This window comes from Bradyrhizobium sp. UNPA324 (genome assembly GCF_006658635.1).
In the GTDB taxonomy this organism is placed as follows: Bacteria; Pseudomonadota; Alphaproteobacteria; order Rhizobiales; family Xanthobacteraceae; genus Bradyrhizobium; species Bradyrhizobium nanningense.
The window spans coordinates 1627637-1642664 of sequence record NZ_LFJD01000004.1 but is presented as its reverse complement, the minus strand read 5'-3'; the positions used below and the strand labels follow the sequence as shown (position 1 = coordinate 1642664).

General features: G+C 63.3%; 15 protein-coding genes. 1 reads left to right on the top strand and 14 read right to left on the bottom strand.

All coding sequences use genetic code 11. The features are described from left to right. Positions 1–69: 69 nt before the first annotated feature. Together UNPA324_RS08060 and UNPA324_RS08055 are read right to left on the bottom strand one after the other, a co-directional pair. Positions 70–576, bottom strand: coding sequence for a hypothetical protein (locus UNPA324_RS08060; protein WP_141934331.1), 507 nt, complete (start codon positions 574–576; stop codon positions 70–72). Positions 577–585: 9 nt separating this feature from the next. After that, on the bottom strand, positions 586–1092 hold the full coding sequence (locus UNPA324_RS08055) for a hypothetical protein (RefSeq protein ID WP_141934330.1): 507 nt from the start codon (positions 1090–1092) through the stop codon (positions 586–588). Positions 1093–1331: 239 nt separating this feature from the next. Between UNPA324_RS08055 and UNPA324_RS08050 the strand changes: the two genes are divergently transcribed. Beyond that, positions 1332–2915 (top strand): hypothetical protein, encoded by a 1584-nt coding sequence (locus tag UNPA324_RS08050; RefSeq protein WP_246667139.1) that lies wholly within the window; start codon positions 1332–1334, stop codon positions 2913–2915. Here UNPA324_RS08050 and UNPA324_RS08045 read toward each other — a convergent pair. The 12 genes from UNPA324_RS08045 to UNPA324_RS07990 form a co-directional block, all read right to left on the bottom strand. Further along, positions 2905–3936 carry a Gfo/Idh/MocA family protein gene (locus UNPA324_RS08045; protein ID WP_141934328.1) on the bottom strand — a complete coding sequence of 344 codons (1032 nt, stop codon included), beginning with the start codon at positions 3934–3936 and terminating at the stop codon, positions 2905–2907. The two genes, UNPA324_RS08050 and UNPA324_RS08045, sit on opposite strands and share 11 nt — an antisense overlap. A 3-nt stretch (positions 3937–3939) precedes the next feature. Beyond that, complete coding sequence (locus tag UNPA324_RS08040) at positions 3940–5145, bottom strand: class I SAM-dependent methyltransferase (RefSeq protein WP_141934327.1); 1206 nt, start codon at positions 5143–5145, stop codon at positions 3940–3942. Beyond that, complete coding sequence (locus UNPA324_RS08035) at positions 5138–6355, bottom strand: class I SAM-dependent methyltransferase (protein ID WP_181769329.1); 1218 nt, start codon at positions 6353–6355, stop codon at positions 5138–5140. The genes UNPA324_RS08040 and UNPA324_RS08035 overlap by 8 nt, the downstream gene beginning before the upstream one ends. Positions 6356–6589: 234 nt before the next feature. Continuing rightward, the gene (locus UNPA324_RS08030; RefSeq protein ID WP_141934325.1) at positions 6590–7561 is read right to left on the bottom strand and encodes a lysylphosphatidylglycerol synthase transmembrane domain-containing protein; all 972 of its coding nucleotides are present in this window, start codon (positions 7559–7561) and stop codon (positions 6590–6592) included. 76 nt (positions 7562–7637) lie between these two features. Then, positions 7638–9293 (bottom strand): hypothetical protein, encoded by a 1656-nt coding sequence (locus UNPA324_RS08025; protein ID WP_141934324.1) that lies wholly within the window; start codon positions 9291–9293, stop codon positions 7638–7640. Positions 9294–9396: 103 nt separating this feature from the next. Then, positions 9397–9984: a WbuC family cupin fold metalloprotein gene (locus UNPA324_RS08020; RefSeq protein WP_141934323.1), complete on the bottom strand. Its 588-nt coding sequence runs from the start codon at positions 9982–9984 to the stop codon at positions 9397–9399. Next, complete coding sequence (locus UNPA324_RS08015; protein WP_141934322.1) at positions 9962–10627, bottom strand: class I SAM-dependent methyltransferase; 666 nt, start codon at positions 10625–10627, stop codon at positions 9962–9964. The genes UNPA324_RS08020 and UNPA324_RS08015 overlap by 23 nt, the downstream gene beginning before the upstream one ends. 25 nt (positions 10628–10652) lie before the next feature. Next, on the bottom strand, positions 10653–11045 hold the full coding sequence (locus UNPA324_RS08010) for an LIC12192 family sporadic carbohydrate cluster protein (protein WP_141934321.1): 393 nt from the start codon (positions 11043–11045) through the stop codon (positions 10653–10655). Continuing rightward, positions 11038–11844: a sporadic carbohydrate cluster 2OG-Fe(II) oxygenase gene (locus UNPA324_RS08005; protein ID WP_141934320.1), complete on the bottom strand. Its 807-nt coding sequence runs from the start codon at positions 11842–11844 to the stop codon at positions 11038–11040. The genes UNPA324_RS08010 and UNPA324_RS08005 overlap by 8 nt, the downstream gene beginning before the upstream one ends. Continuing rightward, positions 11841–12959, bottom strand: a complete 1119-nt coding sequence (locus tag UNPA324_RS08000) for a DegT/DnrJ/EryC1/StrS family aminotransferase (RefSeq protein WP_141934319.1) — start codon at positions 12957–12959, stop codon at positions 11841–11843. The genes UNPA324_RS08005 and UNPA324_RS08000 overlap by 4 nt, the downstream gene beginning before the upstream one ends. Next, entirely contained in the window at positions 12949–14055 is a 1107-nt protein-coding gene (locus tag UNPA324_RS07995) for a DegT/DnrJ/EryC1/StrS family aminotransferase (protein ID WP_141934318.1), read from the bottom strand. Before UNPA324_RS07995 ends, UNPA324_RS08000 begins: the two co-directional genes overlap by 11 nt. 8 nt (positions 14056–14063) lie before the next feature. Next, positions 14064–15023, bottom strand: coding sequence for a transketolase family protein (locus tag UNPA324_RS07990; RefSeq protein ID WP_141934317.1), 960 nt, complete (start codon positions 15021–15023; stop codon positions 14064–14066). Positions 15024–15028: the final 5 nt, after the last annotated feature.

Genomic DNA, 15028 nt, shown 5'->3' with positions numbered 1-15028 from the left:
AATAAGAGGCCCGCAGATCGGGTCCCCACAATCGGCATGAAACCGGGGATATGTGTGTGTTCGGCGCAACTAGTCGGGAAAATCGTAGAGGCTGGTGTCGCCGATACCGAAGACCCGGCGCAGCCATCCGACGCGACCTGCCATTGTCCGGCCCGCCGCCGTCGCCTCGAAATGTGAGCCGGCCGGCCTGACCAGCCCGCCGTCGATCAGGCCCCTAATTCGTCCCTGGAACAGATCTGGAACCTGCCGCTCGACAATATCCGGAAGCGGAGCCCGCCGCTCGGGTCGGTCGACGAGGCCAAGCAGAATGTCCAGGGAGACCGATTTGTACACCGAGCCAAAAGCAAAAACGTAGGCCATGACGCAAAACCCGAAAATCGATGCGGCGTCCCAATACTGAAATTGCGGGACGACGCGGATGCCGAGCGTCACGCCGAGACCATGCGAGACAACCGCGGCGATCGCGAGCAGGGTCACGGGTCCAAGCGACCAGCTGCGAGCGCGGGCCAGGTGTTGCAAGGCAGGCGCCATCAGAACGAAGACGGCGACGGCGAGTAGTCCGACAACGAAGGACATCGCGGCCGCTCACCCAAGCCCGGTCGACAGACGAACAAGTTTGACGAGACGTGCGACCGCCACCCCCCTTGGGGTCGGGGTCAGCCTGCCATCCGCGGTGATCACCATCCCCGCGCCGACCAGGAGTTTCAGGCGGTTGTGCGTGAAGGTGCCGAGATCGCCGCCCTGCATGTAGGCCACGGCCCACTGCTCCAGGGTGAGGGGGCGCTCGGCTTTGACGAGTGACGTGAGCAGCGTCAGCGTAAAGCCCCAGGCCAGCAGGCTGAAAAGGACGTAGCAAAGCATCATCGCCGTCGCCAACAGAAAGATACCGCCAAGCACGTCGTCGAGATGGCGTTCACCGGGAAGTGCGATACAGGCGATCGCATAAAGAGTGACGACGCTGACGCAGCCGAGCCGGAAGCGGCGGCCGGATCCGCCAGTGGCGGCAATGCGCGCATAGCCCAGCAACAGTAGCGGCAGCGCGATACTGAGACCAATCGCAGCGGCTTGCGCCGGGCCCGGTAGCATGTTCATTGCGGAAAATCGTCCCGGACGCCCCTCAGGCCCAGCCAGAGCGAAAGTCTATAGGAGGTCGTATTTTTCGGGTCAAGGGAGCCCTCATCCCGCCCTTGCGGACGTCAGGTGGGCGTGCGAAGCCTTGCCGGCGCCGTCCCTCTGTGCGAGATGCCCCCCAATTGCTGCGTGCGATAGTCGTCCTCCTCATTGTGTTGCTGGCTGCGCATGCGCCGATGCTCCTAAACGACGGCCTCTTCATGGACGACTGGCTGGTGCTCAAGCCGCGTCCCGACTATTTCATCGATATCGGCTTCCTGCTGAACGGCGCCGGTCATCCGATCTTCTACAGTTACGACATGCTGGCGAACTGGACGGGCGCGCCAGTGGCCGTGATGGTATCGCTGGCCTTTGCCGGAATCGTCTTCGGCGCGGCCTGTCTGGTGCTGACGGCAACGCGGCTCGGTTTGCTCGATCGCGCCGAAGCGGTCGGCTTCGCGCTGATCGTCTGGACGTATCCCGGCTATCAGCTTTGGGCGGGCAAGGCCAACGCCGTCTACGTTTTCAGCTTTGGGCTGCTGTTCGTTGGCGCTTGGTTGTTGGCCCTCGCTTTCAGCGCCCGAGGCTGGCGGCTTGTGTCGCTTCGCGTCGCTTGTGCGTTCGTGTTCCTTCTCAGCTTCGCGCTCAACTCGACGGTCGTGCTCTATGCCTGCGTCGTGCTTGGGCTGTTCGTCGCGAAATGGCAGAGCGGAAAGATCGGGGAGGGCTTCCTTCGTCGCACCTGGCACGCAGCCTGGCGTTGCGCTCTGGGCTATCCGGAATTGATCGTGCTTCCTCTGGTGTATGCGGCGGCGCTCAGTATCTGGTTCAAACGGATTGGTCTCTATGCGCAGCACTATGGCGCCCATCTCCCCACGCTCGGCGAAATGGCGAATGGATGGCGGGCGTTCTTCGGCGCCGGCTACAGGGATGTCGTGACCCACGCCTTTCAGGCGGCCTCCCAGAGTCCGGCCCCCTTCGTCGTCGCTGCGGTCCTCGTCGCCGTCACTGTGCTGCCGCTGCGTCCCGGCAAGGAGCCGCCTGCATCAAGACGCGTGATCGTTTTGCCGTTCGCGCTCGCCGTGGTTCTGTTCCTCGCCTTGTCGTCGCCCTATCTGATCGCCGGCCTGCGACCCTCTTCCACACATTTTTACGAGAGCCGTCACCTGTTGCTGTTCGGTGTTCCGGCGGCGCTGACGCTGCTCGCGCTCAAGCGTCTGGCCGACCATTGGATCGGCTCTGGCGTTGCCTTCGCGATCCTGTTCGGATCGGGAACGATGCTGTGGATCGGCATGTTGTGGAACGACTACGTCTTCCTGCAGGCGAGAACGCTGAAGCAGGAGGCTCTGACGAGCAGCCTTGCCAACCGGGTGCAGCCCGCGGCCACCGTCTACGCGCTCGACGACCACTTTTTCGACCGTCCGTCGCGAGACGTGCCGTTCGGCCTAGCCGAGGTCACGGGCATGCTCCGTCTCGCCTGGGGCAATCAGCCTTTCTTCGGGTTTGCCTTGCGTGCCGAGCGGCCCGATATTCTCTACGAGATGGCCGAGAAGCGGGTTGCTCCGGGAACTGCATTCCGTCACTTCGATCCGTCGGGGCCTCAGGCTACGATCTTGTTGCGCGCGGCCTCTGGGACTGCGTCGGATCGGGCGTTGGTGCGAAAGTACTACACATGCCGTTTGCTGGCGCGCTGCGATGCTGCAGAGCTTCTGGCTCAACTTGCCGAGGTCACGATCAAGGTGGGCCCGATCGCCGGAATCATCCCGCTCAACGGCGCCAACGACGCCGCCGCATCTAGCCGATAGCTCGCTTCCAGACGGCTTCTGCAAGCGCGATATCGACCACAGAGTCCTCACCGGAGGCGAGGGGTATCCGCCGCTCCGCAACATCGGAGACAAAGGCGTCGGCCTGACGTCGAAATGCCCAACTGGTTGCACGCTCCAGCCGTCTGCGTTCGCCGCCGTGATCAAGGATGACCTGCGCCTCCTCTTCGGCGAAGGGAGCGGGCAATTCGATGGTCAGCATGCCGCGCTCGAAATCAATCGCCAGTCCCTCGCGCCAGGTGCCCTTGGATCCGTTCATGAGATCGAGGGGGCATGCGATGCCGTCGAAGTCGAGCATGATGCGCGCGGCGCTCGAGGTCTGCACGGTGCTTTCGGCAAGCCTCGGGGACTGGCCGAGCACGTAACGCGCCAGATTGATGATATGGCTGAAGACGTTCAGAAAATTGTCGTAGCCGGGGCGCATCGTGCCCGGCATCCAGTCGGGGCCATCCTGCCAGAGTTCGAGCCCGTCCGGCCGTGCTTCGCCGGTCATGGCGAAATTGTCCTGCGCTCGGCCGGTGTCGCCGCCGAAGCACCAGCCTCGCGCCGCGACGATGCGCCCGAGCGACTGGTCTGCGCGGATACGCGCCAGCTCGGCCAGCGCGCGTGCCACGCCGGCGTCGTGCCGTTTCATGTAACCGATGCTGTAGATGAGATCCTGTCGCCGCGCCGCTTCGACCAGCAACGCGGCCTGAGCCGTCGTGTAGGCCATCGGCTTTTCCGACAGCACGTGCCGGCCGCTGTTCAGTGCATCCAGGACAATCGGCCCGGTGGCGCGCCGCTTCGTCACGACGACCACGGCGGACACGTCGCTGTCCGCAAGCAGCTCCCGGTGCGTGCCGTAGACCCGCGAGATGCCGAACTTCTGCGCCGCGGCTGCCGCGAGATCCGGCCTGAGATCGGCGATCGCGACGACGCGGCAGGCGGGATTGGCAGCGAAATTGGCGAGGTGGCACATCTGGCCGACCATACCCGTTCCGATGATGCCAATACCTGGCCTCACTGACTATGATCCTCCGAAGCGTTTCCGGATGACGAGGAAGTGCGCTGGCTGTCCCCAGGTGTTGATGAACGCAGGATCCGTCTGGGTGAGGGCGGCGACGGCGGCCGCATCACGTCGCCCGATCGCGCCAAAGATGCGATGGAAACTGTCGAGCGTCGCGATGATCGCTTCGAGGTCGGCAGCATCGTCGGCGAGAATGTCTGCCGTTCGGATCGTCTCGCGCAGGGACGCGAGACCCGCGATCACGCGCGGCAGGCTCTCGGCGAAGGGATCGTCAATCATCGCATCGACGTCGAGAACCAACGCCTCGATCGATGCCGAGATCGCTTGCACGGCATCGGCCTCGCCGACAAGGTAGAGCTTTCGTCCGCCGAGGAAGCTCAGGCGGCTGCGGTCGAGATGGCGGGCCGCGCGCTGCAGCTTCTCGTCGTCGGACAGGACCTTCTTATGCCAGTAGACGTCCAGACTGTCGCGATAGGCTGGCCAAGCCGAATGGATGTCGAATCCCTGTTCATGGGCCGCCGTGCACAAGGTCGCCGCGTCGAGGAAGTAGCGATGCCGAACGAAAGGGTTTTCCAGCACGTCCATCAGCCAGGATTCGAAGCTGCGGGTGTGCGGGATGCTGTTCCACTTCGGCTCGAACAGCATCTTCGCCGTTTCGAGCGCGGCGCGACCGGTCAGTGCCTTGCCGGCCGCATGGATCGCCTTGAGCGCGAGCTCGAAGAAGCCGCCATATCGCTCGTAATAGGACACGACGGCGTAACCGTCGGGATTGAGTAGGCGATGGAATATGCCGAGCCATTTTTTGCTCGGCTGCACGGTGTAGATGAAGCCCTCGGCATCGATGATGTCAAAACGGCGGTCGCTGCGGAATCCCTCGACATCGGCCAGTGCGAGCTCGCGGAGACGTTGGGTCAGCCCGAAATGCGCGAAGTAGGCCTCGATTTTCGGATGCGCGAGCCGGTTCGGTTCGGCGAGCGTCATGCTGGCTCCCCAGCCGGCAAACGCCAGCGCATTCTCGCCGGAATCGGGGCCGAACTCGAGCACGTCGGCATCGCGGAACAGCCGGGGCGGCAGTGCCAGCTTGTCCGAAAATAGCTCGCGCCGCTGGCTGGCGTAGGCCTCAAGCTCGGTGGACGATTTGAAATTGCCGAACGTCGGCAGAACGTCCTGGCGTTCGTAATAGTTGAAGAGCTTTTCGTCAGCCATGCCTCGACCCTGCGGCCGTCTCGAGACGATCGAGCTCGCTCCAGATGTCGGATGGCGCGAAGATCGAGACGATCTGCAGCGGACGCTTCACGGTCTCGCGCAACCGGCTGCTGACTTTCGCTTCGTTTTCCTGGTTTACGGCCAAAAGACAGACGAGCGGACCCGACTTGCCGGCGAGGTCCTCGGGCGCACGGATCGGAATGCCGGTGCCCGGCAGGAACAGCCCCTGACGCTCTTTCTGATCGTCGACCGAGAGGTCGACGAGGTCCGCCAGCTCGTGGGCGTTGGTGAAGGTGCAGGCGCGGCAGCCGGCGCCGTAGATGGCGATCTCCGCACCGTTGGCGCGGGCTTTCGCCAGAATCGGGCGGAGACGTGCGCCATACTCTCTTGCGCGCTGACCGAATTTCTCGCCGACGCCGGATGGCGCGGGGGGCGGCGTCACGACGCCCGTGGCACGACGGGCTGCGATCGCGAGGCTGCCGCCGCTGAAATTGTATTTCTTCACCGACACCGCCTCGAAGCCGTGACGCGCCAGCAGCGCGAGCAGGGTCGGCTCGGTGAAATAGCTGACGTGCTCTTCCCATAGGACGGAGAGGTCACCCGCCGCCGATCCGGGGGCAAAATCAGGCACGTCGATGAACAGCAGTCCGTCGTCGCTAAGCGCGATCTTGACGCAGTCGAAGAAGTTCTCGAAATCGACGATGTGCTCCAGCACCTGGCGCGAGACCACGAGATCGAACTTGCCGGCCTGTGCGACCGCGTCGTGACACAGCGCCGGGCTGATCATGTCGGAATAGACCTTGATGCCGCGCTCACGGGCGATCTTGCCCGACACGGGATTTGGCTCCACGCCCACCAAGGTCTTCGCACCCCGTTCGCGCAGCTTGTCCATGAACAGGCCGTCGTTGCATCCGATCTCGAACACGGACTGATGCTTGGAGAATTTCGCGATGGTGTCGAGCTCGTCCGCCTGATGCGGTTCCGGTTTCCAACTGCTGAAATTGTAGTTGAACTGGCGATACAGAATTTCTGGATCGATCGGCTTGACGATCTGAGGCAGGCCGCAATCGCCGCAGGCGAGTACTTCAAATGGATACCGTTCGTCCTGCTCGTTTCGGCTATGCCGAAGCCGATGCGCTATCGGCATCAATCCGAGGTCGATGACCGGACGCAGGTTGGTCGAATGGCAAAGGCGGCAATGGTCGGTCACTGGTCTGGCTCTTTGCAGGAACAACATGGGGACACAGCCCCCGGGTGAAACGCCGAACTAGCTGAAGCCTATATAGTGGCTCAGCCTGCGCCACAATTCCTAAGTTGCCTTGTCCCTGCGCCACCAGCGGCGGGAACAGCGCCGCACCAGCACGGTCGCCTTTGATCAATGGCATCCGGCTTGTCCGGTTACCGCGGCAATCCGGTGCGGTGCACCTCATTCAGGTTCGCTCAATTACCGCTGATGGAGCGGTGTTGCAGTATCATCCGGTTCGGCGCCGTAAGTCGCACGCTCCGGCGCAAGCAGCCACACCGCGCCCCCGATGACGCCGACGATGAGATTGCCGAGCCCGAGCAAGATCGATATCGCGAGCGCCTTGTCGGATGCGATGCCGACGAGCCCGAGCGCACCGACCATCGCCCCCTCACGAATCCCCCATCCTCCGATGGAAAGCGGGACGGCGGCCGCCATGATCACCAGCGGCACAAGGACGAATGCGTCGAGTGCGGACAACCCGGCGTCCAGCCCGATCGCAAGAGCATAAGACGCCATAATGGTCAGAAGATGAACAACAATAGCCGAACTGAACAAGGCTTTACGTCCCGCTCTCACGCGTAGCGGAGCTTCGAGAAGCGCCGCAAACTGCATAATCCGGACGGGAAGAACTGCAGTCACCCGGGCCGACAACCGATTCAACGTCAGGAGGACGATTGCGCCGAAATATGCGGCAGCGATGATAGCTGCGACGGCGAACAGCAAGACATCATCATGGATGCGCGAGATCAAGAACGGCATTCCCGCCAAAATGAGGAAGCCGAGGGCCAGAAGGCCGATGAACCGATCTGCGACAATGCTGCTCAAGGTCTGCGACCAAATTGCTCCATGCCGCCGCAACATCCATATACGGACCGCTTCACCGCCGGAGGGCAACACCTGATTAAACCATGCGCTGGCAAGAAGAATGCGCCATCCCGCCACCCAATCCAGAGATACGCCGATCGCGCGGAGAATCAAAATCCAGCGGTTGCACAGGGCGAACGTCTGCGCGAACAGCAGCAACACCGCTAGCGCGAGCATGTGTAATTTGACAGCGAGAAGGTCGGCCTTGAGCGACCAAAGATCCAGGTCGCGTGCGACCAGAACGATGATGCCGGCCGAGACAATGAGCTTGGTCAGGACAATGATTGTCTTCCTGCCGGAGAGCATCAGCAGCCCGTTCTACTCATCATTAAGCAAATTCCTCCAGTGCCTGTTGATGCGTGCCGACATCGCAATGCGGGATCTATCGAGCCTTTGAAGGGTCGCAGGCCGGCGCCGGGAGTGCCAGCAGCCAAGCTGAGCCGGGTACTCCCGTCCGGTGGCAAGGGGGACGGTATTCTGCTCTGGCCAATGGAATCGGCAGATCGTCTTTCAATTGCATGAGCTCGCCGCGGCCTTGCATGGCTGACGGCGCATCCCTAAGCACGGCACTCATCAGCTCGAGGAATCCAATGTCGTTGAGCTGCGCAATTCCCGGCGCCGCGCGGTAGCGCCAAGTCTCCCGACGTGGCGGGCAGGGAAGAAATTCAAGATATGAAATGGTGCACTTGCCGCTCAAGAGCGTGCTGGGATTCTGAAAATCCCCGCAATAATCAGTATAGACGAACGACCGTTCCCGACTTTCATCGCGCAACATTATGTGGGCAACGTTCATGTCACTGGCGCCAAGACACCGGGAGCGAAATGACAGGAGGTGACTGTTCTCGACTTGGAGCTTCACAACCTTCGGCTCGGGATCTGCAAGTAAGGCTGCCCGAACTTGCCGCTGCAGGTCAGCGCTGATCAGGCCGTCGTACAGCAGCCATTTGGAATCCTGCGCCATCGCTAGTGCGAACACCGCGATAAGACCGCCGGCCATCCCTGCGCGGAGCCGCGATCCGGGAATCATCTGCAGGGTAGCGGCCGTAAATATCAATACGCCGATTTGCGAGGCGAAGAGCAGCCTTGATTCGCCCCTTGTCACGTCGCCATAGGTCCCCGTCAGGGCGAAAGGCAATGCACCAAGGATGACAATGGCGGCTCCGGCCAGGAGCAACACCAGCACCCGTTTTATCGAGCTGCGGCCCTCGAGCGCCCAAGGGGTCCACAATGCTCGGGACGGGAGGAGAGCGAACCCGATGACTCCCAGCAACGTCAGCACCGTCCAGACGGAAGGGCCCACCAGGGCGCTCCCTTGGGAAAAGGCATAGGACAGGCCTTTCGGAAAAGCCATGAGGTGCTCGAGCAGCGAGTTGCCTATCACGGTGTGGTCGCGCACGAAGCTATACTGTCCGGCGTAGTGACCGCTCTTTCCCAGGATGGTGAGGCGCAGCACGATGACGGCCGCAATTACCAGCCAGAACGGGGCAAGGCGCGCGAGCCTGCGCTTCCACGGTTCGAGAGTGGACCAGGTCAGCACGACGCGGAGCGGTTCAAGCGCGATCAGACTTTCAAGCGACAACGAGAAAAACAGAGTGAGCGGCGCCGCCCATCGGAGTGCCCGCACCTTCGAATACGACAACGCGTAGGACAGCAGATAGAAGAGCAGAAAAAAGTCGTAGACGGCGTTGAGTGTCAGGCGAAGTGCATAGAACGGGCTGAGCAGGAACAGAGCCGCGACGAGTGCGGCGATCCGTCTTGTATGAGGTGATCGCGACAGGATGGAATGGAGCAATAAGCCGTTGACCAGATGGCAGCCCAGTCCGGCGATCCGTGCAGCGACATCGGGCGTATCGTTGAAGAGCGCCACGAACAGCGTCATCGGAATGGCGAAGCCGGCATGTGCCGACTCCCGCAGCACGCGAGCTAACCCTGCTGGACCTTGGGTCCAGTAGATATAGTACACAGTCCAATCATCGCCAAAGACCTCGCGCGCAAACAGCGCGGGCACGCTCGTCATGAAGGCGAGAGCCAGAGCCACGTAGACATATCCAGCGCCCGCTCGCTCCCGTTCTCGGAGAGCCGCAGTTTTTGGGCCTGCATTCATTCGAGGATTATCGAACCCGGCGAAGCTGGCCATGGCCCTACGCTTTGACTCGCTTGTTCAGATGCGTCATGGCGAGCGTACCGGTTCTTGTGACGTAGTCCTGGACCGCGGCGGCGTCGCCGCCATCGGGAGCCCAGTCCGGAAAAACCGTCCGCGAGGGATCGAACGGGCCAGCGGTGGTCTCGTGGAATACCAGCCACTCCGACGTGATCAGGATCGAGTGAAAGACCTTTTCCGGCATGCGGTAGTAGCAGCGCTTGCCCTGGCCGTAGGGCGCCATCTCGAGCACTTCGAGAATACGGCCGTCATCCTCGAAGATCACGACCTGCGCGGTGCCCTCGATGACGTGAAACGATTCAGGTTTGCCAAGATGCTTGTGGGGCCGCACATAGGCCTCCCGGTGGTGCACGATCAGCATCTCGTGCAGGCCGGACGAGGGATCCGGATGCGTGCACAGGCGGCTGCGCAGACGCGGGTTGCCGGCGGCGATGCGTTTCAGCTCCGCGATCGTGGCGTCATCCGCCGTGACGATGGCGTCGTCCGAATAATAGACTTCGGGATTTTGCGCGCGCAGTGAGGTCGGCCGACGCAGGCCCGTTGCCTCATTCGAAGAAGATGAACCCATGGTCGCCCCGGTACCCGCATTTGTCGTAGATCCACGCCCAGGTTTCGGGGCCGTGGAAGCTCAGGCAGGTGAGCTGCCAGTAGAGCAGGTTGGCCTTCTCGCGCTCGTTGCGGAAGGATTCCACCATCAGATATTTCGAGGTGCCGCGTCCGACGCGCTCGATCTCGGGCACCGCGCGGAACACGTCCTCGAGCGGAAGGTTGTGCAGCACGCCGAGCGACACCACGAGATCGAAGCTGTGATCGGGGTAGGGGAGCTCGACGGCGCTGCCGACCTGCAACAGCGACCGAACCTCCTCCTTGGCGTTGGCGATGCCGTAGTCGGAGATGTCGATGCCGGCGATCCTGAGGTCGGGGACGAGCTGGGTGAACTCGTAGAGCAGGTAGCCCTTGCCGCAGCCGACGTCGAGCACGCTCATTCCGGGCTTGATGCCGTAGCGAGCGATCAGGGTCTGGGCGAGCGGACGCCAGCGGCCGTCATAGCGATAGCCGCCATAGCCGTAGCGCCGATCGCCGTCCCAGTAGTCGCGGCCCCATTGCCGCGCCACAGTGGCGGATTCCGCCTTGTCGTGCTCGACCACGCGCTGGACGTAGTTCCGCCTCGTCGAGGCGTGCATCGGCTGGAGCAGGTTGATCTCGGTCATGGGGCCCAACCGGTCCGCGGCACCGTCACAGGATGGTCGCGTATCTATTGACCAGCAGGATGTCCTCGACGGCCTGGATGTCCTTCTGCGACGACAGCGTGATCTCCTCGACCGCTGCGTGGAGGTCGCAGCCTTCGCGCAGCACGCGGTCGTAGATTTCCCGCCGGCGAGCCTCGTCGGGCGGCAGCATGAAGATGCTGTAGAGAATCATGCCGCGCAGCTGCGGCAGCTCGTCCAGGATATCCTCGAGCACCATGTAGCTGCCTGGCATGGTGTGCTCGGCGGCACTGAGGAGATAGTGCAGATTCTTTCGCCGCGCGTAGTCGCGGATCACGATGTTCTGGACGTGCTGCGGGGTGCGGCTGCCGTTCAGCGGCCGGGCGCCGATATAGCCGCGATGGCCGGTGCGTTCAGCCATGGAAGCCTCCCGGCAGCTTGTACTGCATGCCGACCCGCGTCGCCGGGCGCAGCAGGATCGGCTCGAAGAACTCGCCGAAGCGCTTGTCCGCGTAGGGCGACATGATGCTCTTGAAGCGGCAGTTCATGCTCCAGCGCGTGCCGGCTTCCTCGTTGATGCGGTTGCCGTGCATCAGGGTCTGGTTGAACAGCATCACGTGACCGTAGGGAATCTCGATGAAGGTCGCGTGCGGCTTGATCGTCTTGTACAGCTCCTCGGCGCTGCGCAACGCCGCCATCCGGTCCTGCATCTCGCCGTTCAGGGAGGGCGGCAGCAGATACATCGATTTGGTCCGGTGCACGTCGACCAGCGGCACCCACACCACGACCTCGAACGGCGAGTCGCCCGACCAGACGTCGGAATGGGTGGCGAGCAGCGACGAGCTGTCGCCGGGAAGCTGGATGCTCAGATTGACGCGGCGCTGCATGCAGAGCTCGTTGCCGACGATGGTCTCGATCGTCGAGCGCGCCAGACGGAAATAGGTCGGCCGAAACCACGGCTCGGCATTGAGGCCGTTGAAGACGTGCAGCCGCAGGCCGTTGAGATCGTCCACGCTCACGCGGGTGTGGATGGTATCGAGCATCGCGTAGGGATCGTTGCTGTGCGGCAGCTTCAGATAGTCCGCCGCGAGCTCCGCCGCGCGCCGTTGGATCCTGTCGAGCCCGGCGCGATCGTCGGCCGGCGTGGTGACGAAGCCATCGTCGATGAAGCGCTGCGCCAGCGCCTGCTCGTCGGCCTGAAGGAAGTCCGTATCCGTCATGCAAAGTACTCCCGGGCGGTCGCGCAAATATAGCTGATGTCGGCGGCCGACAGGAACTGGTTGATGGGAAGCGTCAGGATCTGGTCCGCCTGCCGCTCGGTCACCGGGAACGCGCCGCGGCCATGACCGAGATGCGCGGCCGCCGGCTGCAGGTGGATCGGGACCGGATAGTGGATGGCGGTCTCGATGCCCTTGTCGGCGAGATATTTCTGGAAGTCGTTGCGGCGGTCGGTCTGCACCACGAAGGTATGGAAGGTGTTGAACTCGATGTTGCGGCAGGGCGGAATGAACAGAGGCAGCCCCGCGAGCTCGGCGCGGTATTGCGTGGCATTGCGCCGCCGGCGTTCGATCACCGAGGGCAGGTGACGCAGGCGAATGCGCAGCACCTCGGCCTGGAGCGTGTCGAGCCGTGACACGATGCCCCATTCCTGGACGTCGCTGCGGTTGATCAGGCCGTGATTGCGCAGCCGGCGGATTCTGGCGGCGAGCTCGGCGTCGGCGGTGACGAGGAAACCGGCATCGCCGGCCGCGTTGAGATTCTTCAGCGGATGGGCGGAGAAGCAGCCGAACGTGCCGATGGTACCGCTCATCCGGCCGTCATAGGTCGAGCCGACGGCCTGGGCGCTGTCCTCGATCACGGCGAGCGCGTGCTTGTCCGCGATCGCCATCAGCGGGGTCATGTCGGCCATGCGCCCGGTCAGATGCACCGGCATGATCGCCTTGGTGCGCGCCGTGACGGCGGCCTCGACTGCGGCCGGATCGATGTTCTGGTCCGGCAGCACGTCCGCAAACACCGGCGTGGCGCCGACCGCGATGATCGCGGCGGTCGATGCCACGAACGAATTCGGTGGGGTGATGACCTCGTCGCCGGGGCCGATGTCGAGCGCCCGCAAGGCCAGGATCAGTGCGTCGGTGCCGGAATTCAGCGTCACCACATGCGGCGAGCCGAGATAGGCCGACAATTCCTCCTCGAGCTTTCCGACCGCCGCGCCACCGATGAAATCGCCGCGTTGGAACACGCCCTCGACCGCCTGCATGATCTCGGCGCGCTCTTCCTCGAACTGCGCGGGAAGATTGACGTAACCGATGCGCCGGCGGCCGGTGTCAGCGTCCATGACAGAACTTCCTGACGGTCTCGATGACGCGGTCCTGCTGGGCGCGCGTCAGATGCTGGTCGACGGGGAAGCTGATGACCTCCTTGGCGTGGCGGTCGGTGACGGGGAAGGTGCCGGGCGCGTAGCCGAGATGCTTCAGACCTTCCTGCTGATACAGCGGGATCGGGTAGTGGATCTTGGCCTCGATGCCGTTGTCCAGGCAATATTTGTAGAGCTCGTCGCGGCGTTCGGCGAACACCATGTAGAGATGGTAGACGTGCTTCACGTTGGGCCGGCGCGGCGGGATGCGCAGGCCGGGCAGGCCGGCAAGGCCCGCGTCGTAATAGGCGGCATTCTCGATCCGGCGCCGCGTGATCTCGCTGGTCTGGCCGATCAGCCAGTTGCCGACGACCGCCTGGAGGGAATCGAGGCGCGAATTGCAGCCGAGGATCGCGATCTCGTCGCGGTTCTTCATGCCGTGGTTGCGGATCAGGCGAAGCTTCTCGTTCATGCCGTCGTCATTGGTGACGACGACGCCGGCATCGCCCCAGACGTTGAGGTTCTTGAGCGGATGCAGGGAGAAGCCGGCCGCGATGCCGTGGGTGCCGGACCGCTTTCCCGCGAACTCCGACAGGATGCCCTGGCAAGCGTCCTCGACCACGGGCAGGTTATGGCGCTGCGCGATCGGCATCAGCTTGCCCATGTCGGTGACCTCGCCAGTCAACTGCACCGGCATGATCGCCTTGGTCTTCGCAGTGATGGCGGCCTCGACCTGGTCGACATTCATGCAGAAGGAATCGTCGCAGTCGACCAGCACCGGCGTCGCGCCGGTTTCGGCGATCGCACCGACGGTGGCGATGAAGGTGTTGGCGGCGGTGATGACCTCGTCGCCATGACCGATGCCAAGCGCCTTGAGCGGCAGCTTGAGCGCATCGGTGCCGGATCCGACGCCGATGGCGTGACGCACGCCGATCAGTTCGGCAAAGCGCTTCTCGAATTCGGCAACGGGCTTGCCGAGGGTGAAATCACCGGTCGCAACCAGCCGGCCGATCTCGGCGAGGATCGGAGCGGGGTCGGAGAATTGCTCGAGCAGATAGGAATATCGAACGTCGTACATGTGACCCGTCAGGTGGAATGAAGTTGAGGGGAGGAGGCGCGCGAGGCCGCGAGCGCGTGCTCGATCGACGTCGCGATGGCGCCAGCGGAAAGACCGTGCTTCTTCAGCAGCGAATCCTGCGAGCCGTAATTGTGCATGAAGCGGTCCGGCAGCGACAGCCGCAGCATTGCAGGGAAGCCGGAGCCGAGCCTGTCGATCAGCGCTTCGGCGACGGCGCTGCCGAGACCGCCGGAGGGAACGTGCTCTTCCAGCGTCGCCACGAGCCTGGTGCCGCGGACTGCCTGCAGCAGCGCCTCGGCATCGAGCGGCTTTACCGTATGCATGTGCAGGATGCCGGCGCGAATGCCTTGCGCGGCCAGCAGGTCGGCGGCGGCGATGGCGCGCTGAAGCATGATGCCGGTCGTCACCATGAGGACGTCGCCGGGCGGCCGCATCAGGATGGCTTTGCCGATCTCAAAGCCGTGCTCGGCCTTCGAGACGATCGCGTCGCCGCCCTTGCCGAGCCGAATGTAGATTGGGCCCTTCCAGTCCAGCGTCTGCTCCATCATGCGCGCCGCCTCGTCGGCGTCGCACGGGCAGATCACCGTCATGTTTGGCAGCGCCCGCATGATGGCGATGTCTTCGATCGCCTGGTGAGTCGGGCCGAGCGGCGCGTAAACGAGGCCGCCGCCGTTGGCGATCAGCCGTACCGGCAGGTTGTGCAGGCAGAGATCGACGGCCACCTGCTCGTAGCAGCGGCGGGTGAGGAATGTCGCGATGGTGTTCACGTAAGGAACAAAATCTTCCATCGCGAGACCGGCCGACATGCCGATGATGTGCGCTTCCGAAATGCCCTCGATCAGATGGCGCTTGGGAAATTCCTTGCTCATCGCGCGCAGCGTGCCGGCGCCGGGGTCGGAGCCGATGTAGAGCACGCGCTCGTCGCGCGCGGCGAGCTTGTGGACCATGTTCAAGGCGGTGTTGCGCATGGGGA

Coding starts and splice junctions, on each gene's coding strand:
- UNPA324_RS07990 (WP_141934317.1), bottom strand. CDS start 15,023: ATGCGCAACACCGCCTTGAACATGGTCCACAAGCTCGCCGCGCGCGAC.
- UNPA324_RS08060 (WP_141934331.1), bottom strand. CDS start 576: ATGTCCTTCGTTGTCGGACTACTCGCCGTCGCCGTCTTCGTTCTGATG.
- UNPA324_RS08020 (WP_141934323.1), bottom strand. CDS start 9,984: ATGGGTTCATCTTCTTCGAATGAGGCAACGGGCCTGCGTCGGCCGACC.
- UNPA324_RS08040 (WP_141934327.1), bottom strand. CDS start 5,145: ATGGCTGACGAAAAGCTCTTCAACTATTACGAACGCCAGGACGTTCTG.
- UNPA324_RS08000 (WP_141934319.1), bottom strand. CDS start 12,959: ATGGACGCTGACACCGGCCGCCGGCGCATCGGTTACGTCAATCTTCCC.
- UNPA324_RS07995 (WP_141934318.1), bottom strand. CDS start 14,055: ATGTACGACGTTCGATATTCCTATCTGCTCGAGCAATTCTCCGACCCC.
- UNPA324_RS08005 (WP_141934320.1), bottom strand. CDS start 11,844: ATGACGGATACGGACTTCCTTCAGGCCGACGAGCAGGCGCTGGCGCAG.
- UNPA324_RS08015 (WP_141934322.1), bottom strand. CDS start 10,627: ATGACCGAGATCAACCTGCTCCAGCCGATGCACGCCTCGACGAGGCGG.
- UNPA324_RS08010 (WP_141934321.1), bottom strand. CDS start 11,045: ATGGCTGAACGCACCGGCCATCGCGGCTATATCGGCGCCCGGCCGCTG.
- UNPA324_RS08055 (WP_141934330.1), bottom strand. CDS start 1,092: ATGAACATGCTACCGGGCCCGGCGCAAGCCGCTGCGATTGGTCTCAGT.
- UNPA324_RS08050 (WP_246667139.1), top strand. CDS start 1,332: ATGGACGACTGGCTGGTGCTCAAGCCGCGTCCCGACTATTTCATCGAT.
- UNPA324_RS08030 (WP_141934325.1), bottom strand. CDS start 7,561: ATGCTCTCCGGCAGGAAGACAATCATTGTCCTGACCAAGCTCATTGTC.